29 protein-coding genes (1 of these 29 only partly in view) are annotated in these 26761 nt (G+C 55.2%); all 29 read left to right on the top strand.

What is annotated here, in order from left to right:
* The first annotated feature begins 222 nt into the window (after positions 1 to 222).
* Entirely contained in the window at positions 223 to 1506 is a 1284-nt protein-coding gene (locus JD108_RS14295) for an NfeD family protein (RefSeq protein WP_323958424.1), read from the top strand.
* Between the two features lie 7 nt (positions 1507 to 1513).
* Positions 1514 to 2518 (top strand): flotillin-like protein FloA, encoded by a 1005-nt coding sequence (floA, locus tag JD108_RS14290; protein WP_198826715.1) that lies wholly within the window; start codon positions 1514 to 1516, stop codon positions 2516 to 2518.
* 11 nt (positions 2519 to 2529) lie between these two features.
* The gene (locus tag JD108_RS14285; protein WP_198826714.1) at positions 2530 to 3030 is read left to right on the top strand and encodes a hypothetical protein; all 501 of its coding nucleotides are present in this window, start codon (positions 2530 to 2532) and stop codon (positions 3028 to 3030) included.
* A 212-nt stretch (positions 3031 to 3242) separates the two neighbouring features.
* A complete protein-coding gene (locus tag JD108_RS14280; RefSeq protein WP_198826713.1) occupies positions 3243 to 3425 on the top strand; it encodes a sigma-70 family RNA polymerase sigma factor in 183 nt (60 codons plus the stop codon).
* A 174-nt stretch (positions 3426 to 3599) separates the two neighbouring features.
* Positions 3600 to 3884: a sporulation protein YqfC gene (yqfC, locus tag JD108_RS14275; protein ID WP_198826712.1), complete on the top strand. Its 285-nt coding sequence runs from the start codon at positions 3600 to 3602 to the stop codon at positions 3882 to 3884.
* A 104-nt stretch (positions 3885 to 3988) separates the two neighbouring features.
* Positions 3989 to 5197, top strand: a complete 1209-nt coding sequence (gene yqfD, locus JD108_RS14270; protein ID WP_198826711.1) for a sporulation protein YqfD — start codon at positions 3989 to 3991, stop codon at positions 5195 to 5197.
* 40 nt (positions 5198 to 5237) lie between these two features.
* Entirely contained in the window at positions 5238 to 6212 is a 975-nt protein-coding gene (locus tag JD108_RS14265) for a PhoH family protein (RefSeq protein WP_198826710.1), read from the top strand.
* 66 nt (positions 6213 to 6278) lie between these two features.
* Positions 6279 to 6707, top strand: coding sequence for an rRNA maturation RNase YbeY (gene ybeY, locus JD108_RS14260; protein WP_212138931.1), 429 nt, complete (start codon positions 6279 to 6281; stop codon positions 6705 to 6707).
* 10 nt (positions 6708 to 6717) lie between these two features.
* Positions 6718 to 7101, top strand: a complete 384-nt coding sequence (locus JD108_RS14255) for a diacylglycerol kinase family protein (RefSeq protein WP_198826708.1) — start codon at positions 6718 to 6720, stop codon at positions 7099 to 7101.
* 16 nt (positions 7102 to 7117) lie between these two features.
* Positions 7118 to 7495, top strand: coding sequence for a DUF502 domain-containing protein (locus JD108_RS22375; protein ID WP_228728150.1), 378 nt, complete (start codon positions 7118 to 7120; stop codon positions 7493 to 7495).
* Positions 7395 to 7829, top strand: coding sequence for a DUF502 domain-containing protein (locus JD108_RS22370; protein ID WP_323958423.1), 435 nt, complete (start codon positions 7395 to 7397; stop codon positions 7827 to 7829). The genes JD108_RS22375 and JD108_RS22370 overlap by 101 nt, the downstream gene beginning before the upstream one ends.
* Before the next feature lie 5 nt (positions 7830 to 7834).
* Complete coding sequence (locus JD108_RS14245) at positions 7835 to 8233, top strand: cytidine deaminase (protein ID WP_198830131.1); 399 nt, start codon at positions 7835 to 7837, stop codon at positions 8231 to 8233.
* The gene (era, locus tag JD108_RS14240; RefSeq protein ID WP_198826707.1) at positions 8226 to 9143 is read left to right on the top strand and encodes a GTPase Era; all 918 of its coding nucleotides are present in this window, start codon (positions 8226 to 8228) and stop codon (positions 9141 to 9143) included. Before JD108_RS14245 ends, era begins: the two co-directional genes overlap by 8 nt.
* An 89-nt stretch (positions 9144 to 9232) precedes the next feature.
* Entirely contained in the window at positions 9233 to 9388 is a 156-nt protein-coding gene (locus JD108_RS14235; RefSeq protein WP_198826706.1) for a YqzL family protein, read from the top strand.
* On the top strand, positions 9379 to 10143 hold the full coding sequence (gene recO / locus JD108_RS14230; protein WP_198826705.1) for a DNA repair protein RecO: 765 nt from the start codon (positions 9379 to 9381) through the stop codon (positions 10141 to 10143). The genes JD108_RS14235 and recO overlap by 10 nt, the downstream gene beginning before the upstream one ends.
* Before the next feature lie 347 nt (positions 10144 to 10490).
* Entirely contained in the window at positions 10491 to 11402 is a 912-nt protein-coding gene (glyQ, locus tag JD108_RS14225) for a glycine--tRNA ligase subunit alpha (RefSeq protein WP_198826704.1), read from the top strand.
* Positions 11395 to 13467 carry a glycine--tRNA ligase subunit beta gene (gene glyS, locus JD108_RS14220; RefSeq protein ID WP_198826703.1) on the top strand — a complete coding sequence of 691 codons (2073 nt, stop codon included), beginning with the start codon at positions 11395 to 11397 and terminating at the stop codon, positions 13465 to 13467. Before glyQ ends, glyS begins: the two co-directional genes overlap by 8 nt.
* A 138-nt stretch (positions 13468 to 13605) precedes the next feature.
* Positions 13606 to 14253 carry a transcriptional regulator CcpN gene (locus JD108_RS14215; RefSeq protein WP_198826702.1) on the top strand — a complete coding sequence of 216 codons (648 nt, stop codon included), beginning with the start codon at positions 13606 to 13608 and terminating at the stop codon, positions 14251 to 14253.
* Positions 14254 to 14269: 16 nt separating this feature from the next.
* Positions 14270 to 15100, top strand: a complete 831-nt coding sequence (locus JD108_RS14210) for a pyruvate, water dikinase regulatory protein (protein ID WP_198826701.1) — start codon at positions 14270 to 14272, stop codon at positions 15098 to 15100.
* Positions 15101 to 15342: 242 nt separating this feature from the next.
* Positions 15343 to 17196, top strand: coding sequence for a DNA primase (dnaG, locus tag JD108_RS14205; RefSeq protein WP_198826700.1), 1854 nt, complete (start codon positions 15343 to 15345; stop codon positions 17194 to 17196).
* Positions 17197 to 17230: 34 nt separating this feature from the next.
* Positions 17231 to 18361: an RNA polymerase sigma factor RpoD gene (rpoD, locus tag JD108_RS14200; protein WP_198826699.1), complete on the top strand. Its 1131-nt coding sequence runs from the start codon at positions 17231 to 17233 to the stop codon at positions 18359 to 18361.
* A gap of 96 nt (positions 18362 to 18457) precedes the next feature.
* A complete protein-coding gene (locus JD108_RS14195) occupies positions 18458 to 19381 on the top strand; it encodes a hypothetical protein (RefSeq protein ID WP_198826698.1) in 924 nt (307 codons plus the stop codon).
* A 91-nt stretch (positions 19382 to 19472) separates the two neighbouring features.
* The gene (locus JD108_RS14190; protein WP_198826697.1) at positions 19473 to 19634 is read left to right on the top strand and encodes a hypothetical protein; all 162 of its coding nucleotides are present in this window, start codon (positions 19473 to 19475) and stop codon (positions 19632 to 19634) included.
* Positions 19635 to 19817: 183 nt separating this feature from the next.
* Positions 19818 to 20957: an acyl-CoA dehydrogenase gene (locus JD108_RS14185; protein ID WP_198826696.1), complete on the top strand. Its 1140-nt coding sequence runs from the start codon at positions 19818 to 19820 to the stop codon at positions 20955 to 20957.
* A gap of 115 nt (positions 20958 to 21072) precedes the next feature.
* A complete protein-coding gene (locus JD108_RS14180) occupies positions 21073 to 21819 on the top strand; it encodes a tRNA (adenine(22)-N(1))-methyltransferase (protein WP_198826695.1) in 747 nt (248 codons plus the stop codon).
* Positions 21783 to 22898 (top strand): Nif3-like dinuclear metal center hexameric protein, encoded by a 1116-nt coding sequence (locus JD108_RS14175; protein ID WP_198826694.1) that lies wholly within the window; start codon positions 21783 to 21785, stop codon positions 22896 to 22898. Before JD108_RS14180 ends, JD108_RS14175 begins: the two co-directional genes overlap by 37 nt.
* 131 nt (positions 22899 to 23029) lie before the next feature.
* A complete protein-coding gene (locus JD108_RS14170; RefSeq protein WP_198826693.1) occupies positions 23030 to 25027 on the top strand; it encodes an S-layer homology domain-containing protein in 1998 nt (665 codons plus the stop codon).
* The gene (locus tag JD108_RS14165) at positions 25024 to 26619 is read left to right on the top strand and encodes a S41 family peptidase (RefSeq protein ID WP_228728148.1); all 1596 of its coding nucleotides are present in this window, start codon (positions 25024 to 25026) and stop codon (positions 26617 to 26619) included. The genes JD108_RS14170 and JD108_RS14165 overlap by 4 nt, the downstream gene beginning before the upstream one ends.
* Before the next feature lie 138 nt (positions 26620 to 26757).
* On the top strand, positions 26758 to 26761 hold the 5' end (the start) of the coding sequence (locus tag JD108_RS14160; protein ID WP_198826692.1) for an alkaline phosphatase family protein. The gene runs 1475 nt beyond the window's last position; 4 of the gene's 1479 nt are visible here — the first part of the coding sequence; its start codon is at positions 26758 to 26760; its stop codon lies beyond the right edge, outside the window.

Genomic DNA, 26761 nt, shown 5'->3' with positions numbered 1-26761 from the left:
TCTTTCCGTCCCGCCGCCCCTCCGATCAGCCGCTTTTTCAGGTTGATCTTTGGAAAAAATGTCGAAACTTGTGAAGGCGGCGAGAAAAAATGAAACGCTTCCGCGGATTTTCCGTATACCTTAGTAGCTGACATCCGATGATGGAGAAAGGAGGTATGCGAGATGGTTTCAGGATGGCATGCAGGACGGACATGGCGTCTCTGGCTGTCTGCGATCTGCGTCATGGTTGCGGTTCTGGGCTTGACTGCCGGTCATGCGGCCGGAGCCAAAAGCTATGAAAAGGTAGTCTGGGTCCCGGTTGAGCATCAGATTGAGCAAGGCTTGGAGAAGTTTCTCGAGCGGGCCTTTTCAGAAGCGGAAACTGCTGGTGCAGATCTGGTGATTCTTGATATCAACACGCCGGGCGGTGAGATTGGAGCAGCAGACGCGATTGGACAGCTGATCAGGCAGTCTCCGATCCATGTGGTTGCCTATATCGACAACCAGGCCTTCTCCGCAGGAACGTATATTGCACTGAATGCAAATGAGATTGTCATGACCCCCGGCAGCAGTATCGGAGCGGCTACGCCGATCGATTTGGCTGGCAATGCAGCCGATGTGAAGACGATTTCGGGCTGGTCGGAAAAAATGGCGCAAGCGGCAGCCCTCAATAATCGGAATACGGATATCGCCCGGGCGATGGTGGAGATCGACCGTGAATTCCCCGGCCTGAAGGAAAAAGGAACGGTGCTCTCGCTAGGAGCCGACCGGGCACAGGAGCTGGGGTATGCCGACCAGATCGTAGCCAATAAAAAGGAGTTGTACGCTTACCTCGGGGTGCAGGCAGACCGTGTGCAAGAGATCAATCCGACGATGGGAGAGCGGGTCGCCCGATTTGTCACCAGTCCGGTCGTGATGAGCATGCTTTTGATTATCGGCCTGCTCGGCATCGTCGTTGAGTTGTTCGCACCGGGATTTGGCATTGCCGGAACCGTGTCGCTCTGCGCGTTTGGCCTGTACTTCTTCGGTCACTACGTCGCCGGTTTTGCCAGCTGGCTTCATATTGGATTGTTTTTATTGGGGATATTGTTGATGATCATGGAGGTCTTTTTGCCGGGAGGAATTGTCGGCGCGATCGGATTTATCAGCATCGTCACCGGGTTGATCATGGCTGCCTACGACACGCAGCAGGGCCTGGCCTCCCTGGGGATAGCCGCGCTGATTACGGCGATCGTCACGTTCCTCCTCATCAAGAAATACGGCCTCAAAAAACTGTTCAACAAGTTTATCCTGGGTGATGTCCAGCGGAACGAAGCGGGGTATGTCGCGCCCAAGGACCAGCGAGACTTGCTGGAGAAGACAGGGGTTGCGCTGACGCCGCTGCGCCCCGCCGGGGTCGTGCGCATCGACGGCATGCGGATTGACGCGGTCAGCGTGGGCGCGTTCATCGCAGCCGGCACGTCTGTCAGGGTGGTACAGGTAGAAGGCACGCGAGTCGTGGTTCAGGAAATCGAATCAAAGGAGTAGATTGCGCATGTTGGAAAGCGGTTTGATCCCTCTCATATTTATGGTGGCAGTCGCCATCGTCGTATTATCGATCTTTTTCTCTTTTGTTCCCGTCATGCTGTGGATTTCGGCGCTGGCGTCCGGGGTGCGCATCGGTATCATCACCCTGGTGGCCATGCGACTGAGAAGAGTCATTCCGTCGCGGATCGTGAATCCGCTGATCAAGGCGAGAAAAGCAGGTCTGGAGCTGGACACCAATCAATTGGAGAGCCACTATCTGGCGGGCGGCAACGTAGACCGCGTCGTCGATGCTCTGGTAGCCGCCCAGCGCGCCGATATTCCGCTCGGCTTTGAGCGTGCGGCAGCGATTGACCTCGCTGGGCGCGACGTCTTGCAAGCCGTGCAGATGAGCGTAAACCCGAAAGTGATCGAAACGCCGATCGTCGCTGCCATGGCGAAAAACGGGATCGAAGTGAAAGCAAAAGCCAAAGTAACCGTACGGGCCAATATTGACCGCCTGGTCGGGGGTGCCGGGGAAGAGACGATTATCGCGCGCGTCGGCGAAGGGATCGTGACCACGATCGGTTCCTCGGAGGCGCATAAAGACGTATTGGAAAATCCGGACAGAATCTCGCAAACGGTATTGAACAAAGGCTTGGATGCGGGCACCGCTTTCGAAATCCTGTCCATTGATATCGCCGATGTCGACGTAGGGAAAAACATCGGAGCCCAGCTGCAGACGGATCAAGCCGAAGCGGACAAACGGATCGCCCAGGCCAAGGCTGAGGAACGCCGGGCGATGGCAGTAGCCACCGAACAAGAGATGAAAGCCCGTGTGGAAGAGATGAAAGCCAAGGTCGTCGAAGCCGAAGCGCAAGTGCCGCTTGCTTTGGCTGAGGCGCTGAAAACGGGCAAGATGGGCGTCATGGATTACTACAATCTGCAGAACATCACAGCGGATACACAAATGCGTCAAGCGTTCGGGCAAACGGGTGACCAACCCAAACCGACAACGCCGGATGAGAAGAAGTAGGGGCACAGACCATGGAGGATTTGCTCGATCTGCTGTTTGAGCTGCTGGCTTGGTTGTTTCCGCTGCTCGGCAAGTTCTGGTTTTTGATCCTGGGCTATCTCGGCTATGTGTTGTTTGGGAAACAAGGGCAGAGAAAGCAGGAAAGAAGGCCGGCTCCCCGTCCTGTACTGACTCCGGTGAACACGGGCGGCTGGCCGTGGGGACCAGAAGAAGAAGAAAGACGGACCGTCACGCCTCTGAATCGGCAGGAGGAGATTCCGGATGAACCGCATCCCTTTGAGGAATGGAACAGCCCGGAGGAGACGGAAGCCGATGTGCGGCGAGGAAAAGAGGAGGGATTTGCAGTGGAACCCTTGGAGTTTCCGGTGGAAGCCCCGGCTGTGCCTAAGCGCACGAAAGAGAGCCCAGGCCGCAAGACCGTGATGGACCCGCGGGAAGGCATGAAGTGGGCGATTATTTACGGGGCACCGCGCTCTCGCACTTCCCCGCTCCCATCGCGCAGAGGCTTATAAGAAAATGTACAGGAGCCGTCTGGCTAGCCTTGTCAAAAGGCTGGCGAGGCGGTTCTTTTTTTTGCGCGGCTTTCGCTATTGGATTTGGCAGCAAGCCCAGTTCTTTTAATTTGTCGAAAGATATCGAATAGATGTGCTTGTGTCGATAGTCCTCATCTCCTATGCTTAATTTAGGAAAGAAATGACAATTGTTAGATAAGGGGTAGTGTCAGATGAACCCACAGGCATTTGAAAAGATGAGCCGCTTTCGTCAGAAAGTGATCCGGTTGGTGATCATCGAAAAGAAATCGATCTACGAAACGGCTATTGCCTGCGGCTGCACGGCGGAAAAGGTACGGCGTGTATTGAAGAAATGGAGGTATGCTTCTCGGGCGGAATCATCGCGAATCACATAGACGGCTGAATGGACAAGCCTGTTGCTCCGATGTGAGCAGCGGGTTTTTTTTCGTTTTCTGCATGTTCTTCCACCCTCTCCGCATACGGTTATAAGAGAAGAGTTGCGGGCAGTTCAGCGTTGGCGTCAGACATTCTGGTTACCGAGATGCGCCAGGAGAGAGGGGGGCTTACTCATGAGGCGATGGAGCCGCCGGTTGCGAAATCTGGCAGTGGGCGTGCTGGATTTACCGCAGGATGTGGTTCTCGAAGTCCCGCGCATCACGATGATTGGCCACTTGCAGATGTATATCGAAAACCACCGCGGAGTTCTCCATTTCACTGAGAAAGAGCTCCGTTTGTTGTTAACCAACGGACAAATGATTGTGACAGGCGAGCAGCTCGTCATCCGCGCGATTCTACCCGAGGAAGTGCTGCTCGAAGGCAGGATCGGCGGGGTCAAATTCTTGGAAAAAGGGTAGCAGAGCCGATTCGACCCGCGGGATGGTAGCCACTGAAGGCGTGGTCTGCCACTCCCTTCCGGGGAGGGCTTTTGGAACAATACGCGAGGAAAGTGGGGACAAACATGCGGAGTGGACTGCGAGAATGGATGAGCGGACATGTCCGGATTACGGTCCGCGGCAAACGTTTTGAGAGATTTCTCAATATGGCGATACGGCAGGGGATACGCGTCTGGAATATTCGCAGGGTTGGCACGGAAACCTGCAGCTGCGATCTTTTGGTCCAGGACTTCTTCCGCCTTCGCCCGCTCTTGAAAGAGACGGGCTGTCGGGTGCATGTCCAAAAACGGGAAGGGCTTCCGTTTTTTCTGCTGTCCATGCGCAGGAGGGCGGGCTTCTACACCGGCGTGGCTTTGTTTTGTTTCGGATTGTACATGCTCTCCTCCTTCGTCTGGCAAGTGGAGGTAGTCGGGACGAAAAAACTGCATCCGCAGACGGTTGCCAAGGCGGCTGCACAACTGGGGATTAAAGAAGGGGTATGGAAGGTCAAACTAAGTGAGCCTGGACAAATTCAGCAGGAAATGCTGAAGTTGATACCGCAGGCCTCCTGGATTGGGGTCAGCATCCAAGGGACGAAGGCGGTCATCCAGGTGGTAGAAAAAGAGGAGCCGGAAAAACCTGTCCCTCTCGGACCCCGTCACCTCGTCGCGAAAAAGCGGGCGGTCGTGCACACCGTTTTACCGGAAGTGGGCAAAAAAATGGTCTCCGTCCACCAGGTGGTAGACAAAGGGCAGCTGCTGATCTCCGGCATCATCGGGAACGAAGAGCGGCAGAGAGCCGTAGCCGCCAAAGGGACGGTCAAGGGAGAGGTATGGTATATCAGCGAGGTCTCCGTGCCCACTGCCCGGGTCCATTACGAGCTGACTGGGGATAAGCAGCAGCTTCAGTATTTGCTCGTCGGGCCGTACGCGCTGCAGATCTGGCCGTGGAAGGTGGAGCCTTTTGTCCATGCCGAGACGTTTGAAGTGAGGAAGGCTCCGAAAATTGCCGACTACTCCCTGCCGCTGGGATGGAAAACGGTCACCCATGTCGAAACCAAGGCCGTGAAGCGTGAACTGAGCATGGAGGAAGCAGTCGCCCTCGGCAAACAGACCGCGCGCGAGGATATCCTGCGCAAGGCGGGGGGAGACGCCGTCATTCACGACGAAAAAGTTTTGCACGTCAAGAGAGAGAATGGTAAAGTTTACTTGAGCATTCATTTTTCTGTCATCGAAGAGATCACACAGGAACAGCCGATTGTGACATTGCCGCAGCCGTCTGCTCCCGTTCCCTAAACCTATTGCTTGATAACCGCTGCAAGGAGATGGAAGCCTGTTGCACGTAAAAGAAGAGGTAAAAATCCCATTTACTGATGCGTCTGAAGCACTTCTGCTGTTTGGACCCCATGATGCCTATCTGAAAATCATCGAGGAAAAAACCGATGCCAAGATCATTTCTCGCAGCGGCGAGGTGCTGATCTCCGGCGACAAACCGGAAGTGGATAAGCTGTCCCGCCTGTTTGCCGTCCTGCTGCAGCTCATCCGCAGAGGAATCCCGCTGTCCGAGCGCGATGTCTCGTATGCCCTGCAGTTTTTGGAAGAGGGCGAAGTCGAACAGCTTCTTCATGTCTACGAGGAAGAAGTGGCCCGCACGCAAAAGGGCAAGCTGATCCGGGCCAAGACGCTGGGCCAGCGACACTACCTGGCCGAGATCAAGCGTCATGACATCGTGTTTGGCATCGGCCCGGCCGGTACGGGAAAGACGTATCTGGCTGTCGTCATGGCCGTCACCGCCCTGAAAAATGGACGAGTCAAAAAGATTGTCCTGACCCGTCCTGCGGTGGAAGCGGGAGAAAGCCTCGGTTTTCTGCCAGGTGATTTGCAGGAGAAGGTAGACCCGTACCTCAGACCGCTGTATGACGCTTTATACGATATGCTGGGCGTGGAGCAGGTAGCAAAATTGATGGAGCGCGGACTGATTGAGGTGGCGCCGCTCGCCTATATGAGGGGGAGAACGCTGGAGGACAGCTTTGTCATCCTCGACGAGGCGCAGAATACCACTCCGGAGCAAATGAAAATGTTTTTAACCCGCCTGGGCTTTGGCTCCAAGATGGTGATCACGGGAGACGTGACGCAGATCGACTTGCCGAAGGGCAAGAAATCGGGACTGCGCGAAGCCGAGCGGATTCTCGGGCCGATTACAGATGTGGCCTTTGTACGCTTTCAGGAAGCGGATGTCGTCCGTCACAGCCTGGTCCAAAAAATCATCGAGGCCTATGCCAAGGACGAGATGGAGCAAAGCAACCGGTAAAGGAGATATGGATCCGTGCTATCTGTAGAAGTTCTGCATGAAGGAATCGAGCCGATCGGCGAAGAGATGGAGAAATTGATCATCCGCTGCCTGCACGCCGCCGCCGAGCGGGAAGAGGTGAGCGGGGAGGTCGTGGTGACGCTGGTCAACAATGAGCGGATCCACGAGCTGAACCGCGACTACAGGGGTGTTGACCGCCCTACGGACGTCCTCTCGTTCGCCATGAACGAGGAGGGCGAAGGCGAAATGGACATCTTCGTCGATGAAGACGAGCTGGACCAGTTTCCCAACATGCTGGGCGACATCATCATTTCTCTTCCCAAAGCGGAGGAACAGGCCAAGGACTACGGCCATTCGCTGGAGAGAGAGCTCGGCTTTCTCGCCGTACACGGGTTTCTCCACCTGCTGGGCTATGACCATGGGACCGAGCAGGAGGAAAAAGAGATGTTTTCCCGTCAAGAAGAGGTCTTGCAGCAAATTGGCTTGACGAGGTAGGCGATTTTCCTTGAAAGAATGGCGCCGCTTGGCCCGCAGCTTTTCGTATGCCCTCGCCGGCATTGCCCATACCGTAAAGACTGAGCGAAACATGCGCATCCATCTGGCCGCGGGGCTTCTGGCCCTGCTGGCGGCCTGGTGGCTGGAGATTTCCCGCGAAGATGTTTTGCTGGTCTTTTTTTCTATCGCCCTCGTCTTTTCCCTGGAGCTGGTCAATACCGCGATCGAGGAAGCGGTCGATCTGGCTTCGCCGGAAAAGCATGCGAAGGCAAAGGCGGCCAAGGACGCCGCCGCCGGCGCTGTTCTGGTAGCGGCCATCTTGTCCGTCATCATTGGACTCGTTGTATTCGGACCTCCTTTGCTGCAAAAACTGTCCGCATTGCTTCCCGTGTGAAAGGAGCCTGACAACTGTGTGGCAACGAGTATTCGCAGGATTTATCGTACTGCTTCCGCTGATCGTCACCGTCTACTTGTTGCAATTCGTCTTTTTCACGGCAGATACAGCGGTTGGACGCTGGTTGACGGAGCTGTTGCTGACGACTGGACTTGCCTCTCGGGAAGGGGAGGTTGTCTGGTTTCTTGGCGTCCCTTTTCATGATCATATCCCCGTCATCGGCGTCATCCTGCTGATTTTGATTCTGCTCTTGATCGGGGGGATTGCCCGCACCCCGGCAGGCCGGTTTCTCTTTGCCAAAATTGAGCGGCTGTTTGGGTTCATACCGGTCGCACGCGGGAGCACGCGGGATCTACTCTACGGTCCAGCAGGTATCGCAAGCGCTGGTCCATGAACGGACCAGCTTCAAACAGGTGGTCCTGGTGGAATACCCGCGGCCAGGGGTGTATACCGTCGGCTTTTTGACCGGCGAATCGCAGGGCGGGGTCCTGCGGTTTACCGGGGAGGAATACGTCAACGTCTTTCTGCCCAAATCGCCCAATCCGACCAACGGCTGGATGGCCCTGGTCCCTCGGCGAGAGGTGACCTTTCTGGACATGTCGATCGAGGATGGGCTGAAATTTGTCATCTCCGGCGGGGTCGTTCCACCCAGGATGGATGCGGCCGACCGGGAGCATAATCCAATATCAGGAAAAACGGTCCCCCGTTTTTCACAGAAGAGTGAGTGATGAATATGGATAAACAAGCGCTTGTCGCCAAAGCCATGGAAGCGAGAGACCGAGCTTATGTGCCCTACTCGCAATTTCCCGTCGGAGCGGCGCTCCTGACGGATGGCGGGACGGTCTATCTCGGCTGCAATATTGAGAATGCCTCGTACCCGCTGACCAACTGTGCAGAGAGAACGGCACTGTTCAAGGCATTGTCCGAAGGAGACAAACAATACCGGGCGATTGCAGTCGTCGCCGATACGCCGGATGCCGTCTCGCCCTGCGGCGCTTGCCGCCAGGTCATGGCCGAGCTCTGCCCGCCGGACATGCCGGTGATTTTGGCCAACCTGCAAGGCAAGGTCGTGGAGACAACTGTATCTGCCCTGTTGCCCGGGGCGTTCACCAAGGAGGATTTACGTGGATAATCGCAAGACCCATACAAAATTCAAATCGGGGTTTGTCTCCATCGTGGGGCGGCCCAATGTCGGAAAATCGACGCTGCTTAATCACGTCGTCGGCCAGAAGGTCGCGATCATGTCTAATAAACCGCAGACCACCCGCAACAAAATTACGGCGGTGTATACGACCGAGGAGGGTCAGGTGATCTTCCTCGATACCCCGGGGATTCACAAACCCAAGTCAAAGCTGGGCGACTACATGGTCTCTGTCGCCGAAAATACGCTCAATGAAGTAGATCTAGTGCTGTTTGTGATCGATGCCTCGGAAAAGCGGGGAGCCGGTGACGATTACATCATCGAGCGTCTCAAACAGGTTAAGACGCCGGTCTTTCTCGTCATCAACAAAATTGACAAGGTACACCCCGAAGAGCTGCTCCCGATCATCGACGAGTACCGCCAGCTCTACCCGTTCAAGCAGATCATCCCGATCTCGGCGATGGAGGGCAATAATACGAGCGCGCTGGTCCAGGCGATCTTTGCCGAGATGGAGGAAGGACCGATGTTTTACCCTGCCGACCAGGTGACCGATCACCCCGAGCGCTTCGTCATGGCAGAGCTGATCCGGGAGAAAGTGCTGCATTTGACCCGCGAAGAAGTTCCCCATTCGATCGCTGTGACGATCGAAGAGGTGAAGCGCGGCGAGAACGGAAAAACTCTGTATGTCTACGCAGCCATCTACGTGGAGCGGGACTCGCAGAAAGGGATTCTGATCGGCGAGAGAGGACAGATGCTCAAGGAGATCGGCAAGCGGGCGCGCACAGACATCGAGCGGTTGCTGGGGGAAAAGGTCTTCCTCGAATTGTGGATCAAAGTGAAAAAGGATTGGCGCAACCAGGAGCGCATGCTGCGCAACTTCGGCTTCTACAACGAAGAGTAGAAGGGAATTTTTCCAGGGCATAGAATAACGGGCGCAGGTGAATCTAAGAAGGAAGTGGATTTAGCCGACTACAGAAAGGATGATGCTCCTTGATCAAAGATTTTTCATGGAGTTATTTCGCCTCAACCGGTGATATCCATGCTTACCTCCTCTACAGAGAGCACCTTCAAACGTCGGGAGCCGGTGAGGAGGCCCCGTTTGAGTTCGCCCAGGAGGAATTGGGTGACACGCACGCATGCTTGTAAAATGGGAAGGAATTGTCATCCGCAGCGTGGACTATGGAGAGTCCAGCAAGGTGGTGACTCTGTTTACCCGGGAGAAGGGCAAGGTGGCGATGATGGCTCGCGGTGCAAAGCGGGCCAAAAGCCGTTTGGGCGCCGTCTCCCAACTTTTTACGCACGGCTATTACCTTTGCAAAACCGGACCGGGAAGCGGCATGGCCGATCTTTCGCAAGGGGAGATCGTCGATTCCTTTCGCGACCTTCGCCAGGATTTGATGGCGACGGCCTATGCCGCATACATAGCGGAGTTGTTGGATCGGCTGACCGAACAAGAGGAAGCCAACCCGTTCTTCTTTCAGCTGCTGCATCAACTGTTCCATTACATAGACGAAGGACGGGACGCGGAGATACTCTGCCGCATCTTCGAGACGAAAATGCTGCGCGTCGCCGGGATCTCGCCCCATTTGACAGATTGCTCCAGCTGCGGCCGGGAGCAAGAGCCGTATGTCATCAGCATCTCCCAAGGCGGGCTGCTCTGTCCCGCGTGCCGGGAGAGCGATCCGTATGCGATCGCGGTGACTCCCTCGGTCTGGAAGCTGCTCAGGCTGTTTCAGGTCTTTGATCTGGAGCGGCTGGGAGAGATTGAGCTGAAGCCCTCGACGCGCAGTCAGCTGAAGCATGTGCTGCGCCGCTACTACGATGAGCATCTGGATTTGTATCTGAAGAGTCGCTCCTTCCTGGATCAGATGGAGCGGATGAACCTCTCTGGGGGCGATTGACATCGTCCGTCTTTTTCGCTATGATAAATAGCAATTCACATACGTTGTGCTGAAGGAAAGGAGTAGTCAGCTACTGGTTGTATCGGGTATGCTTGCATCTGATTCATGTGCAGCCCGCCCGCCAAGCGAACCGGGGATAGTGAGAGCCTGGTAGCCACGCTGATGAACGGCATTCTGGAGCAACGCTTTATTCGGAAAGAGGACGATGCGTGCGGCGCGTCGTCAAGTAGGGTGGAACCGCGGGAGATCCTCTCGTCCCTACACTGTTGGGTAACAGTGTAGGCGGCGGGAGGTTTTTTGCATTTCGCCCCGCACGGTTGCCCCGAACAAAACAGGAGGTGGAATCCATGAGCATGACTTTTCAAGACATCATTTTGACCTTGCAGAATTATTGGGCGAAACAAAACTGTGCCGTCGTCCAGCCCTATGACGTGGAAAAAGGGGCAGGTACGCTCAATCCGATGACATTTCTGCGCTCCATCGGTCCCGAGCCGTGGAATGTAGCTTATGTAGAGCCATCCCGCCGTCCCGCTGACGGCCGTTATGGAGAAAACCCCAATCGCCTGTACCAGCATCATCAGTTTCAGGTAATCATGAAGCCGTCGCCGGACAACATCCAGGAGCTGTACCTGGAGAGCCTGCGCCTGCTCGGCATCGATCCGCTGGAGCACGACATCCGTTTCGTCGAGGACAACTGGGAGCATCCCGGCCTCGGGGCATGGGGACTGGGCTGGGAGGTCTGGCTGGACGGCATGGAAATCACCCAGTTCACCTACTTCCAGCAGGTCGGCGGACTGGAGTGCAAGCCGGTGGCGGTCGAGCTTACCTACGGACTGGAGCGGCTGGCCTCCTACATCCAGGAGAAGGAGAATGTATTCGACCTGGAGTACGTAAACGGCGTGACTTACGGCGACGTCTTCCTGCAGCCGGAGTACGAGCATTCGAAATATACGTTTGAGCTGTCTGACACGGAGATGCTCTTCAACCTGTACAACACCTACGAAGCCGAAGCGAAGCGGCTGATGAAAGAGCATCTGGTTTTTCCGGCCTATGATTATGTGCTGAAATGCTCGCATACCTTTAACCTGCTGGATGCCAGAGGGGCGATCAGCGTGACCGAACGGACAGGCTATATCGCGCGGGTCCGCAACCTCTCCCGCGAAGTGGCCCACACCTATCTGGCCGAGCGCGAACGACTGGGCTTCCCATTGCTGAAAAAGACGACAGACAGCCAGGAAGGAGTGGGCGCAGATGAGTAAACGAGATTTTCTGCTGGAGATTGGTACGGAAGAGATGCCAGCCCGCTTTATTACAGGAGCGGCTCTGCAATTGCGGGAAAAGGTGGAAAAGTGGCTGGAGGCGGAGAGAATTCCGTTTGACCGGATCGATTCCTATGAAACGCCCCGGCGCCTGGCGCTTTTGATTCACGGACTGGCTGAGAAACAGCCGGACAAAAACGAAGAGGCAAAAGGACCGGCGAAAAAAATCGCGCTGGACGAAGCAGGCAACTGGTCCAAAGCGGCGCAAGGCTTTGCCCGCAGCAACGGGGTGGATGTGGAGCAGCTCTACTTCAAGGAAGTAAACGGCGTCGAGTACGTCTACGCCCGCAAACAGGAGGCAGGAAAAGAGACCCGCACGCTGCTGCCAGCCCTGGCGGAAGTCATCGTCTCGATGAACTTCCCGAAAAATATGCGCTGGGGCGCTCATGAGCTGAAATTTGTCCGTCCGATTCGCTGGCTGGTTGCGCTGTTCGGCGATGAGCTGGTGGAGATGGAGATTGCGGGCGTCCGCACAGCGCGCATGACCAGAGGCCATCGCTTCCTGGGCAGTCAGGAGATCCAGCTGCAAGCGCCGGCGGAGTATGCTGCGAAATTGGCGGATCAGTACGTGATCGTCAGCTCCGAGGAACGGCGCAAGCTGATCGTGGAGCAAATCCGCCGCCTGGAGGCGGAAAACGGCTGGCGCATCCCGATCGACCAGGGACTCCTCGATGAAGTCGTCCACCTGGTGGAATACCCGACAGCCTTGTTTGGCACATTCGAACCGGCGTTTTTGCACATCCCGCGCGAGGTTCTCGTCACCTCGATGCGTGAGCACCAGCGCTACTTCCCGGTGGAGAACGAAAGCGGCCAATTGCTGAACCACTTTGTGACCGTGCGCAACGGGGATGCCCGCGCCCTGCAGAATGTTGCCAAAGGGAATGAAAAAGTGCTGCGCGCGCGTCTGTCCGACGCCCGCTTCTTCTACGAGGAAGACCAGAAGCTCTCGATCGACAGCTGCCTGAAGCGGCTGGAGACGATTGTTTTCCACGAGGAACTGGGCACGATCGGGGACAAGGTTCGCCGCGTTCGCAAGACGGCAGACTGGATCGCCGCGCAGCTGGGTGTCACCGCCGAAGCGGCCAAACAGGCGGACCGGATCGCGGAAATCGCCAAGTTCGACCTGGTGACCAACATGGTCGGCGAATTCCCGGAACTGCAAGGGGTCATGGGCGAAGATTACGCACGCAAAGCAGGCGAAAGCGAAACCGTCGCGCGCGGCGTATTCGAGCATTATCTGCCTCGCCACACCGGCGACCACCTGCCTGAATCCGACACGGGCGCGATCGTCAGCCTGGCTGACAAGCTGGATACGATCGCCGGCTGCTTCACCATCGGCATCGTGCCGACCGGCTCCCAGGACCCGTACGGGCTGCGCCGGATGGCCGCGGGGATCGTGAGCATTCTGCTCGACAAGGGCTGGACGCTGCCTCTGGAGAGCATGTGGGATGCTGCGCTGACTGCCTACCAAGAGCAAGGCGTCGCCAAGCGGACGAGCGAAGAGACGAAAAAGGATCTGCGTGACTTCTTTGCGCTCCGTTTGAAAAATGTTCTCCAAGAGGCAGAGGTTCGCTACGATGTGATCGACGCGGTGCTGTCGGCCGACTGGAATATCCTTCCGACGCTGGTGGCTAAGGCAAAATCTTTGATGGCTGCCGTACAGACCGATGAGTTTAAATTTACCGTGGAACAGTTTAACCGCGTAGCGAACCTGGCGCAAAAAGCAGAGTCCGACCTGATCGACGATGCGCTGTTTGCGGAAGATGTCGAACGGGCCCTTTATCAGGCTTATCTCTCCGTCCAACAGGAGATCAGCGGCATCGACGAGCAGGATCGGGTGCTGGCTGCGCTGGCAACTCTGCGCCAACCAATCCAGGCTTTCTTTGATAAAGTGATGGTAATGGCAGAGGATCAAGCAGTCCGGCAAAACCGTCTGGGCCTCTTGCTCCGGCTCTCCCGCCTGATCAACGGGTATGCTGATTTTGCCAAGCTGGTTTTCGCCTGATCGCCAAAAAAAGAAGGGACACATTCCTGATCATTGCCTCCGCTGCCGATGCGGAGGCTGCCTTTTTTACCCGGAAAGAAGGAAAATGTCGTCGAATAGAGTAATACTAGGGGTAGTAACCAGACAGAACCGGGGTGATTGGTCATCGAACTTACCAAGCGACAAGAGCATATTATCCAGATCGTGAAGGATGAAGGGCCGATTACCGGTGAGCAGATCGCGGAAAGGCTGAATCTGACCCGTGCTACACTTCGCCCGGACTTATCCATCCTGACGATGTCAGGTTATTTGGAAGCCAGACCTCGCGTCGGTTATTTTTATGCGGGTCGACCGGCTGGCTCCGTCATTAGTGAACGGCTTCACAAGCTTCTCGTCAAAGACTACAAAGCGATGCCCATCGTCGTGTCGGAGTCCGCTTCTGCCTACGATGCCATTGTGACGCTGTTCCTGGAGGACGTTGGCACTCTTTTTGTCGTCAATCAAAAAGGCTTTCTCGCCGGAGTTCTCTCCCGGAAAGACCTTTTGCGCGCGTCGCTGGGCAACAAGACGCTGGAGGACGTGCCTGTAGGAATCATCATGACCCGGATGCCCAACATCGTAACCTGCGGGCCTGAGGAAACCCTGTACTCCGCCGCGAAAAAACTGATTGACTTTCAGATTGATTCGCTGCCTGTCGTTCGGCCGGGACAAGGAGAGGACAGCAAGCAGTGGGAGCTGATGGGGCGTGTGACGAAGACGACAATCGCCAAGGCCTTTGTAGAATTGGGCAGCGAACCGAAAGTGTAGGAGGAGAAGCGATACTATGGATCAACAAAGACAGCTAATCTACGTGGTTTCAGACTCGATTGGCGAGACAGCGGAGCTGGTCGTTCGCGCTGTGGCCAGCCAGTTTGACCGCTTTTCCATCGACGTGCAGAAGTATCCATACATAGAAGACCGGGAGTCTATCGACGAAATCATCGCGTCGGCACGGGAAATGAGCGCGATGATCGTCTTTACGCTGGTCGTCCCCGAGCTGAAGGAGTACATCGTCGAACAGGCGAAAAAGCACAACATCCGCACGATCGATGTGATGGGCCCGCTGCTTACGACCTTGCAAGAGATCCTGCATGAGCCGCCGACAGGAAAGCCGGGACTGGTCCGCAGGCTGGACGAAGAGTATTTCCGCAAGGTAGACGCGATTGAATTCGCCGTCAAATACGATGACGGCCGGGACCCGCGCGGACTGCTGCGCGCCGATGTCGTCCTGATCGGCGTCTCCCGTACGTCCAAGACGCCGTTGTCGATGTATCTGGCCAACAAGCGGCTGAAGGTGGCCAATGTGCCGCTCGTGCCGGAGGTAGAACCGCCGGAAGAGCTGTTTCAGCTCCCGCCGGAGCGCTGCATCGGGCTGACGATCAACCCGGAGCAGCTCAACGGCATTCGCACCGAGAGGCTGAAGGCGCTCGGACTTACTGCTCAGGCCAATTACGCCAATCTCGACCGAATCAACGAAGAGTTGGCCTATTCCGAGAAAATCATGCAGAGGGTAGGCTGTCCCGTCATCGATGTCTCCAATAAAGCCGTGGAGGAGACAGCCAATATCATTCTGGAAATGATACGGAAAACCAATCTGCGCAAAGAAAATAAATAGGCCAAAGGGAGGGTTTTGCCTCTTTTTGTAGAATAAAATGAGATCACCCCCGATAGAGCGGGATGATCAAGCGTTTACCACGAATGAAAATGTGGAAAAGTAGAAAAGAAGAGCATTTCCAAGAAGGAATATGACGAATTTTGACGAACTAAATATCCTCATGCGTAATTTCATTCGCAGACCGGGCTATGGCTGGCAGACAGCAGGGCCGGGCGGCGAAACTCAAAAAAAGGTGGAAAGACATGGCTGGTGGCAATTCAGCTGATTTTGTTACCCAAGTCCGTGCCGCTACAGATATCGTAGATTTGATCGGAGAATATCTCCAGCTGCGAAAAAGCGGCCGAGCATATTTAGGCTTGTGTCCGTTCCACTCGGAAAAGACACCCTCCTTTAATGTCAATGCGGAGCGACAATTTTTTCATTGCTTTGGATGCGGGGCAGGTGGAGATGTCTTTTCCTTTTTAATGAGGATGGAGCAGTTAACCTTTCCGGAAGCTCTCCACAAGCTGGCCGAGAGGGCAGGCATAGCGCTTCCCCAGGCGCAGGAAGTGGAAGCGGATCCGGAACAGAAAGCCAAACAGCTCATGCTGGAAGCTCATCAGTTGGTCAGCAAGCTCTATCACTACGTCCTGACGGAGACGCCATACGGTCAGGAAGCGATGAAGTACCTGGTCAAGCGGGGATTAACGAGACAGACGATCGAGGAATTCCAGATCGGATTTGCCCCGGATTCCTGGAACTTTGTCACCTCCTTTCTGCAAAACCGGAAGTTTTCGCTGGACCAGATGGTGGAGGCGGGCTTGCTTGCCAAAAGCGAAGCCGGCAAGGTATTCGACCGGTTTCGCGGGCGCATCATCTTTCCCATTCACAATTCACAGGGAAACGTCATCGGTTTCGGTGGCAGGGCGATGGATGGTTCGGCACCTGCCAAATATCTGAACAGCCCGGAGAGTCCCCTTTTCAACAAGAGCACCACACTGTTCAATCTCCATCGTGCCCGTCCATTCATTCGCAAGCGGAAACAGGCATTGCTTTTCGAGGGATATGTGGACGTCATTTCTGCATGGCAAGCGGGCTTCCCGCAGGGGATTGCTACCCTGGGAACGGCTCTGACCGAACAGCAAGCCAGAATGATTCGCCGCAATACGGAATCCGTCATCCTCTGCTATGACGGCGATGCAGCGGGGCAGGAAGCGACTGCCAAAGCCATCCAGCTTCTTCAACAGGCTGGAGTGGTCGTCCGAGTAGCTCCTTTGCCTCAGGGAAGTGATCCCGACGATTATATCAGGCAGCACGGAGCGGATGCATTTTCCCAGCAGGTTTTACTGCAAGCCATGCCGGTTACGGCATTTCGCTTGAAACATTTGCGGGCCAGACACGTAATACAGGATGAGACCGACCAGAAGCAATTTATTGAAAAGGCAATCGAGATTGTCAACGAGCTGGATAGTCCGGTCGAGCGTGACTTGTACTTGCGGCAGCTGGCCGAAGAGCATTCCTTGACTCTGGATGCGATCAAATGGGAGTCACGGAGACTTTACAAACAGCAAAAAAGTGAGCGACAAAGGGATAAAGTAACGCCACCATGGAATAATAGTATAAATAATGGCAAAGTTACGCTCGCAAAAACGCTACCGCCCGCTCACTATACAGCCGAGCGCATGCTTCTGGGCTACATGATGCGCCATCGGCATATTGCTGATCGGGTACAGGCGGAGTGTACCGGTTCATTTCAAGTCGATGAACACGATGCATTAGCCGCTTATTTGTACGCATATTTTGCAGAAGGACTACCGGAAGATCCGGGACAGTTTATACATTACCTGCAAGACGAAGAGTTAAAGCAACTAGCCTCGGGATTGGCCATGATGGAATGCAGAGACGACGTATCTGATCAGGAGATCGGGGACTACATCAAGCAAGTCAATCACTACCCGCAGCGCGCCGAGCTGGAGCGGTTGCGTGAAGAACAGCGAAGCCTTCACATGCAAGCAGCCGCAGCAGACAGCGAGGAAGCGCGAAGAGAACTGGAAATTCAAGCTGCCGTCGTAGGGATGAAGATTCTTGAATTGGAAAATGCTTTAAAAGAAGGGTAGCATCAGATCATTCCCGGGGAAGGAGGGATAGTAGATGAACAAGCAAAACATCACTTCAGATATGGAAGCTGTGTCCATTGAACAGGTGAAGGAACAACTGGTTGAATTGGGAAAGAAACGCGGTGCGTTGTCCTATAAGGAAATTGTAGACCGCATCTCCGGGTTTGAACAGGATTCCGACCAGATGGATGAGTTTTTCGAGTATCTGGGTGATCAAGGCATCGAGGTCAACAATGACAGCGATGATGATGAAGAAGTGGACGATATGATCATGAAAGATGAGGAAAACGACAACGAGGAGTTCGACTTCGACGATCTCTCCGTACCGCCCGGAATCAAGATCAACGACCCTGTACGGATGTATTTGAAAGAAATCGGCCGCGTTCCTCTGCTCTCCGCTGAAGAGGAGATTAAACTGGCGAACCGAATCGAACAGGGAGATGAGGAAGCCAAGCGGCGTCTGGCCGAAGCCAACCTGCGACTGGTTGTATCGATTGCCAAGCGCTACGTGGGACGGGGAATGTTGTTCCTCGACTTGATTCAGGAAGGCAATATGGGCTTGATCAAAGCCGTTGAGAAGTTTGATTATCGGAAGGGATTCAAGTTCAGCACCTATGCCACTTGGTGGATTCGTCAGGCCATCACCCGCGCTATCGCCGACCAGGCCCGTACCATTCGGATTCCCGTGCATATGGTGGAGACGATTAATAAGCTGATTCGCGTATCCCGCCAATTGCTGCAGGAGCTGGGGCGCGAACCCACCCCGGAAGAGATCGCCGAGAAAATGGACCTCACTCCGGAAAAAGTGCGGGAAATCATGAAGATCGCACAGGAGCCCGTCTCGCTGGAAACCCCGATAGGGGAAGAAGACGACTCCCACCTGGGAGATTTTATCGAAGATCAAGATGCGCTGGAGCCCTCTGACGCAGCTGCATATGAGCTGTTGAAAGAGCAGCTGGAGGACGTGCTGGATACGTTGACGGATCGGGAAGAAAACGTGCTTCGCCTCCGCTTTGGACTGGACGACGGACGGACGCGGACACTGGAAGAAGTGGGGAAGGTGTTCGGCGTTACGCGTGAGCGGATCAGGCAGATCGAAGCCAAAGCGCTTCGCAAACTCCGCCATCCGAGCCGCAGCAAACGCTTAAAAGATTTTCTCGAATAACCGATATAAAAAATACATGGCCTACGTTCGCCGGCGTAGGTCTTTCTTTTTCCAATCTCAGGCGAACCATCCGTCACTGTAAAGGAGGGGCCCGCGTTGGATGACCAGCGCAAACGTATTATTATTGCCGAAATTGAAAATTGGCGCCGAAATCACTTGCTGCCTGAACATTACTGCATCTTCCTGTTAAATCTCTATACGGAAGGGGACCGGCCGGAAGGTTCCGCACCAGGCAAAAAAACAATGGGCGCGGTCGCAGGCCATAGCCAGGTGGCGGCTGCCAGATCAGGCGGAGCAAGCGGGATGAAAACAACGGCTCCGTATGTATCAGGCAATGCATCGGTCATCTCCGGGAAAATGATCCTCTCCTGGCTGTTTGGCGCCTGTTTGATCGCCGGATTGATCTTGCTTGCTTTTCATTTTACCCGTTTTACTCTTCCAATGCAAATTGCCATTTTTGGCTTTTTCTCTGTCATTTGTTATTTATCGGCATTTCTATTTCGCAAATCTTCGCCGCCGATTACCCATCTTCTCCTGGGCATTTCATTCGTGGTGCTGCTGCTGGGCGGGTTTTACATCTTGTATCAGACAGGCGCGCCACTGCCGATGATGCTTGCCTATTTGACAATGGTTTCCTTGTCATTATGCGCCAGCGCCTTTCTCTTTGGCTTTTCCTATCTGCTCTACTGCGGTCTGCTCGCACTCATGCTGGTATACGGGGTAGCGACGGTCGATCGGGTCGGAGCCGGATACTCCTGGTGGCGCGCTGAGCTGTACTGGGTACCGATCGCTTGCTTGATGATCGGACTCGGCTTTCTCGTTCACCAGAACAATCCCAAGTGGGCCGGCGTACTCTCCGCTTGCGGCATGGTTGCCTTTTTCGGCGCGGAAGTCCAGTCTCTCTACATACCGTCAGCCCGGCAGGAGCTGATCCAGCTCTTGTTGTTTATCAAGGTCTTCCTCAGCTCCCTGTTCTTCTTCTTCACGCGGGGGTACTGGTATCAGTGGCTCAGATTGTGACAGATTCCAGACTCCTGTGGCGGGGCTTTTCCTTTTTTCCCGCAATCTTGGTACAATGGACGCGGGAGTTCAAAGACTGGGGTGAGCGAATATGAATAAAAAAATGTGGGTGCTGATGGGAATCCTTCTGGCAGCAGCCTGTTTCGGTTTTGAAGGATTTGCCATCGTGATGAACATAGAAACAAACAATATTGGCTATGTTTTGGGAGCTCTTTCTTTTTTGGGAGCGGTCATCGTCGGAGCGCGCAATTAACTGGCGTGCTCTTTTTCTTGCGGGACGCTTTTGATTCATTTGCTTGATTTTTCAAAAAAGACTTACACAACAGGGGTGGATTTGGTGTATAATGGTGGTGGAAAACTGAGCAAACGCTCAGTCAGAATCATGCGTTCTTCGAAAGACTTGGGAAAAAGCGCTTACAAGGGGGCTGGTTGACGAATGAATTTTGATCTGACTACCGAACAGGCAATGCTCAAAAATATGGTTCGTTCATTTGCGGATGAAGTCGTGGCACCGGGAGCGGACGAACGAGACCGGACAAAAGCATTTCCGACCGATATTTTCCGGCAACTGGCGGAATTAAATATGATGGGGCTGCCTTTTGACGAAGAGTACGGCGGTGCCGGCGCGGACAGCATCAGCTTCGCCATCGTAGTCGAAGAGCTGAGCCGTGCCTGTGCCTCGACGGGCATCACCTATTCGGCCCATATCTCGCTGGGGGGAGCGCCGCTCGCCATGTTCGGCACGGAGGCGCAGAAGCGGGAGTACCTGACGAAGATTTGCAGCGGAGAAAGCATGGGCGCCTTCGGTCTGACGGAGCCCAATGCCGGATCGGATGCAGGAGGCACGCGGACGACAGCGGTCCTCGACGGAGACGAATGGGTGCTGAACGGATCCAAATGCTTTATTACCAACGCTTCCTATGCCAAGTTCGTCGCCTTGACCGCAGTGACGGACAAATCGGCGGGGACGCGGGGGATCACGGCTTTTATCGTCCCCACGGACACTCCCGGCTTCACGGTCATCGACAATTATGAAAAGCTCGGTCTTCACAGCTCCAACACGACCGAACTGGTACTCGACAACGTCCGCATCCCCAAGGACGCCGTGCTCGGAAAAGAAGGCGAGGGCTTCAAGCAGTTTTTGATCACGCTGGATGGCGGGCGGATCGGCATCGGTGCGATGGCAGTCGGCATTGCGCAGGCTGCGTATGACAAAGCGCTTCAATACGCGAGCGAGCGGAAAGCCTTCGGTCAGTCGCTCTCCCGTTTTCAGGCGATCCAGCATAAGCTGGCCGACATGGCGATGCAGATCGAGCTGGCCCGCAATATGGTTTACAAAGCGGCCTGGCTGAAGGACAACAAGCGAAAGTTCACCAAGGAAGCGGCTATGGCCAAACTGTACGCCTCCGAAATTGCGATGGCCGCCACGCATCAAGCGATCCAGATTCACGGCGGCTACGGTTATATGAAGGAATACCAGGTGGAGCGGTTCTTCCGCGATGCGCGTCTCTTGGAAATCGGCGAAGGGACCTCCGAGATCCTGCGCAACGTCATCGCGCGGGAAATCGGCTGTTAGGCGGTTGGAAAATTGCCTCGTCTTGACGAAAGACGGGGCTTTTTCGCGTTTTTTTGCATTGGGAAAATAGGGGGAAATAGGGTAAAATAGATGCATTGGAAGGGGAAAAGAACGTATGACATCGTGGATGATATCCAAGCGCCTGAAGACCATTGCCGATTTTTGCCCGGAGGGAGCCCGTGTGGCCGACATCGGTTCGGATCACGCGCTATTGGCTTCTTATTTCATTCAACAAAACATCGCGTCTTTCGTGGTAGCCGGGGAGTTGAATGAAGGGCCCTATCAGGCTGCTTTGAAGCAAGTACATACGATTGGGGCCGAGGACCGCATCTCTGTGCGCAGGGGAAACGGCCTCGCCGTGCTGCAAAAAGGAGAAGTGGACGTCATCTGTATCGCCGGGATGGGCGGTCAACTGATTGTGTCCATTTTGACGGAAGGAGCGGACAAGCTGGAGGGCGTCAGCCGCCTGGTGCTGCAGCCCAATGTCGGAGAAGAGCTGGTCCGCCGCTGGATGCTGGAAAACGGCTGGCAGCTGTCCAATGAAACCATATTGGAAGAGGACGGAATTATTTACGAGATCCTCGTGGCTGACCGGGGAGAGCCCATGCTTCCCTATCGGAACAAGGATCGTTCGCGGGAGGAACTGCTTCGCCTCGGCCCGTTTTTATGGGAGGAAAAGTCTCCCGTCTTGGCGCGCAAATGGATGCGGGAGCGCGAAAAGTGGCAAAAGGTGCTGAATCAGCTGCGCCGCTCGGAAAAAACGGAAGCGGCAAAGAGAGCCCGCGAGGTCGAGGCAGAACTGGAATGGATAGATGGGGTGATCACATGTTTGCACACGGACAAACCGTCATTTCGTACGTAGAAAAGCTGGCGCCGAAAGCGATGGCGCTGGAAGGGGATAAAATCGGACTTCACGTCGGAACCCTACAAAAACAGGTGAAGAAAGTGATGGTCGCACTGGATGTGCTGGAGTCGGTCGTCGACGAGGCGATCGCAGAGGGAGTCGATTTGATCGTCGCCCACCATGCCGTGATCTACCGGCCGCTGAAGAATCTGCGGACGGACAAGGCTGCAGGCAGGCTGTACGAAAAACTGCTGAAACACGATATCGCAGTCTATACCGCCCACACCAACCTGGATGTGGCGGACGGCGGCATGAATGACTGGCTGGCCGAAGCGATTGGCCTGGAACAAGTGGACATGCTGGATGTGAGCTACCGCGAGGCTTTGAAAAAGCTGGTGGTGTTCGTACCGGCCACACATCGGGATCAGGTGTTTCAGGCGATGGCCGGGGCGGGGGCGGGCTGGATCGGCAATTACAGCCACTGCTCCTTCCAATTAAGCGGCACGGGCACCTTCCTGCCGCGAGAGGGAGCTGACCCGCACATCGGGGAAACCGGCAAGCTGGAAAGCGTCGAAGAGGTGCGGATCGAGACGATTATCCCCGCCTCCAGACAGGGCGCGGTGGTCAAGGCGATGCTGGCTGCTCATCCCTATGAGGAGGTCGCCTACGATCTGATTCCACTGGAAAATACCGGCGCCGGGCTTGGGATTGGGCGGATCGGACAGCTCCCCGAGCCAGTCACGCTCCGCCAGCTCGCGCTTACGATCAAGGAGCGTTTTTCTCTCCAGGGACTGCGGGTCATCGGCGATCTGGAAGCGCCGGTTCGCAAGGTGGCCGTCGTCGGAGGAGACGGTAGCTCGTACGTGTCCAAGGCTGTGTTCCGCGGCGCGGACGTCTTCGTCACCGGAGACATCGGCTATCACACTGCCCATGATGCTCAGGCGGAAGGCTTGTTCATTATCGATGCCGGACACAATCTCGAGAAAATCATGAAAGAAAAGCTGGCTGCCTATCTGCGCGAGCGTTTGCAGGAAAACGGCTACGCAACAGCGGTCATTGCTTCCCGCGTACATACCGATCCGTATCAATTCTTATAGGAAAAAGGTTGGCCCATCGTGCCCGATCAAAGCGGTGGCTGGATCGATCACACCCGCAAAAGATGGCGCAGCGGCGATCACGTGGCTCGTGTCAGCCTATGCAAAAGCCAATTTGGTGTAGGAGGATTTACGTGCAAAAAAAGATACAAGCCTTGACATGCGCGCTGCTGGTCTGTAGCCTGCTTGCTCCGATGCATGCAAAAGCGGAGGAATACTACCTGCCCTATTCGGACATCAGCAAGCATTGGGCGAGCCATTCCATTTTAAAAGGGGCCTATTACGGCCTTTTTGCCACTGGCCGTTCAGTGACGAAGTTTTACCCAAACCGGGAGATGACCCGGGCCGAGTTTGTCGCCTTGATGGACCGTTTTTTCGAGCTGGGACAGATGCATCTCTATCCGCTTACCTTTCTTTCGGAGCGTGAGGCATTCGGCCGCGGGGAAGGCTTCGACGAGCCGTACCTGCCATACCGCGACGTCGATCGGCTGAATTGGATGTATGGAGCGACCTTGCGCGTCTCCGTTCTGCTGGAGCGGCTCTACGGTCCGGGGGCGATCCAGGAGATATTCCCCGGAGACCAGTTTCTCCCCAACAAACCGATCACCCGTGAGGAAGCGGCGAGACTTCTCGCCATCTACACGATGGAGCCCAGCCATTCCGAGGCGTGGAAGACCGTGACAGGCTGGGGATGGCTTGGCGGCAAACCGACTGACAAGCTCAAGCGGGGAGAGGCCGCGGAAGTCTTCGACAAGCTGATTGATTTTATGCAGACCGACACAATCCTGCCTCTGCTCGATTACGATGGTCAAAAGTTTCCGATGGTTCCGGAGATTCGCGAGATGTTTCCGCTGTTCAGCCCCTATACCGATCAGGTGCAGGGGGACGACAAGACCTATGTCGATGCAGTCGAAGCGATCCGCTACCACGAAGACGATGAAGAGACCTTTCACGATCTGCAAAAGCTGGCGGAAGCAGGCTTTGACAACAAGGTCGGCGTCCATTATTACCTGAGCTGGGACCCGAGCTCTCCGCTGGAAGATAATTTGGAGCAAGCCTATCTCGCGATTGACGCTTACTTTGCGGATAAGGTAATCCTGCCGGATACGCTCCGCCTGTTGACGGCCAATGTGTATGACATCGCTTTGCAAATGGAAGCGGATGATCCGGGCATCTACGAAAAAGTGCTGGCCAAGCTGAGCGCGTATGAGCAAAAAATCAAGCCGGGGACGACCGAGTGGGAAGCGCTCGCCGTCTATCAGGCAGCGATGAACGTTAAGGCAGGACAGCTCGAAGAGGCGCTGGAGCGGTACCGCAGCTTCGCGTCCCGCCATCCGGTCGCTTTGACCAATCTGGTCTTTTATCTCACGCAGACAGAGCGGCTTGAGGAAGCCAAAGCGTTTCTCGCCGGTCTTGAACCCAAACGTTCCGAAAAGGAGATGCAGCAGCTGATCCGGCTCCTTGCGCAAGAGCTGGCCACGCTGGAACAGCAGTCTGCTACGATTCGGCAGCTGAGCTTTGCGATGAATCGAATGGAGAACCTCCGGGGGTATCAGGTAGAGGGAGAAGCTGTTCTCAGCGGCTACCTGATGAAATACTCGCAAAAGATCGACAGACAGAGCGAGACGGTGCAGACGACAGGGTACTATCAATCGCCGCAAAAGCTGGTGCTGGAAAAGTGGGAAAGCTACACGGATCTGAAAAATGATCTGCAGTATGATTGGAACGAAGACCAGGGAAAATGGGAAAAATCACGCACGAGCTCGATGGAGTACATGCATGAGTACGTAGAGCAGCTCAGTTACGCGGAGCGCGCCCGTCTCCTCGGTGCCCGCTACTACAAACAGACGTTTGGCGAGTATGCGATTATCACAGAGTGGATCCCGGGCGACAGCATTGTGGCGGCCGGCAGTCAGACCTCTCTGGGACGGGGGAAGATCAAGCGAGTCCCCGTCTATATGAACAAGTACTACATCGATCGTGATTCCGATTTGATCCTGCGGCATACATGGCGCTATGAAGAAGTCTACGACAGCCAGGAATACGTCGCGTACGCAGGGACCGAAACCTATCAGACGCAAAAGGACGTTCGGGTATCCATCCCGCAAGCGGTAAAGGAGGCGGCAAGATGAGACCTGTTCAATCGGCGAAACCGGTGAAGGCTGGGAAGGTTTTGGAGGCTGTGAAGTCCGTGAAGTCCGTGAAGTCCGTGAAGTCCGTGAAGGCAATCCTTTCCTTGGCGATGGCTCTGTATCTCGCCGTTTCTCCCGCAGCTGTACCGGTTCAAGCGGCGGACGAACCTTTTGTCGCAACCGTTGAAGTCTTTCAGCAAGTGATGGACAATCACCTGAGCAAGCCCAGTGAGAAACAGCTGGTTCAGGGGGCACTGGAGAAGGTCAGCAAACTGGCCAGGGAGGCGAAGAACGTTTCCCTTGTCTACTCCCCCGAAGACGATACGCTGGACGAATTGACCCGGCGCCTGTCTGAGTGGAGTGCCAAGGCCAAGCTGAACGATGCAATTCTCAACCGTGCAGCGATTGAAGGCATGTTGTCCACTTTGGAAGATCCGCATACGATGTTTTTTACCAAAGATGAGCTGAAGCAGTTTCAGGACGGGGTCGAAAATCATTTAGTCGGTTTCGGCTTCCGTCTCCGCTTCCAAAACGGTTTGATGCTGATCAGAGAAATGATTCCGAACTCTCCCGCGGCGGCCTCCGAACTGAAAAAGGGAGACCAGCTGCAGGGCGTAAACGGGATTTCTTTGCGGGATAAAACGGCCGAAGAAGCATACGCCTTGCTTCGCGGCGAAGAAGGAACAGAAGCCGTCCTGCATGTTTATCGCCCGGCGGAAAAACGCGAGCTGCAGGTAAAGCTGAAGCGCGCCGCCATCACTGTGCCAGAAGTGGAAGGCCAGCTCTTTTCCGGCAGCAAAGTCGGCTACATCAGTCTGGAGACATTCGGCTCCGAAGCTGCCTTCCAGTTCCGGGACAAATTGTTCCAGCTGGAGCGGCAGTCGCCCCCGCTCAAGGGCTTGGTCGTCGATCTCCGCGACAACAGCGGCGGCTATCTGTCCACGGCGCGGGACATTGCCAGCTTGTTCATGGAGGAAGGCCTGCTCATGCACACCACCAACCGCAACGGAGTAGAGGTGCAGACTTGGGTCCGCAATGGCCGGGACATCGATTATCCCGTCCGCATTCTCGTAAATGAAGGAACGGCCTCGGCCTCGGAGCTTTTGGCGGGAGCTCTGCGCGATCACGGCATCGCACAGCTAATCGGGACCAAAACCTACGGAAAGGGCAGCGCCCAGCAAATTGTTCCGCTGTCCGACGGGGATGCCTTGAAGCTGACGCTGCATGAATATTTCACGCCTAAGCGTACCAAGGTGGATCATCTTGGACTTGCACCCGATATCCAGGAAGAGGATTACGCCGCACAGGCCGTCCGGGCGCTGCATTCGCTCGGGGTAGACAGGTTCCGGCTGGCAGCGGAAAACGGGGATACGGTCGTAAACGGGATTGCTTTTCCCGCCGTCGAACCGCTGTTTAAGCAAGACGAGGCTGGAAACTGGCTGATCCGCCGGGCTGTGCTGTCCAGTCTGATTGGAGAGACAAAGGCGGGTAGCGAAGAGTACGTGGCCGTTCATCCGTACCTGCAGACGCATCCGACGCTGCAGCTGGCGATCGAGCAGGAGTCGCCTGTATTGACGTACCAAGTCCGTTAAGATTTTCTTCCATCCTATGTATAGCGAGAGGCCTCCTTATAGTAGAAGGATGCCTCTTTCTTTTGCGAATAGCCCGTACCGAACGGCAAACAATAATACGTGCGACAACAACTCCATGGGAAAAAGGAATGCAGACGGATGA

The organism is Brevibacillus composti, assembly GCF_016406105.1.
GTDB classification, from domain to species: Bacteria; Bacillota; Bacilli; order Brevibacillales; family Brevibacillaceae; genus Brevibacillus; species Brevibacillus composti.
Note: the sequence above shows the minus strand (reverse complement) of the source record. Positions and strands in the feature narration are given on the sequence as shown.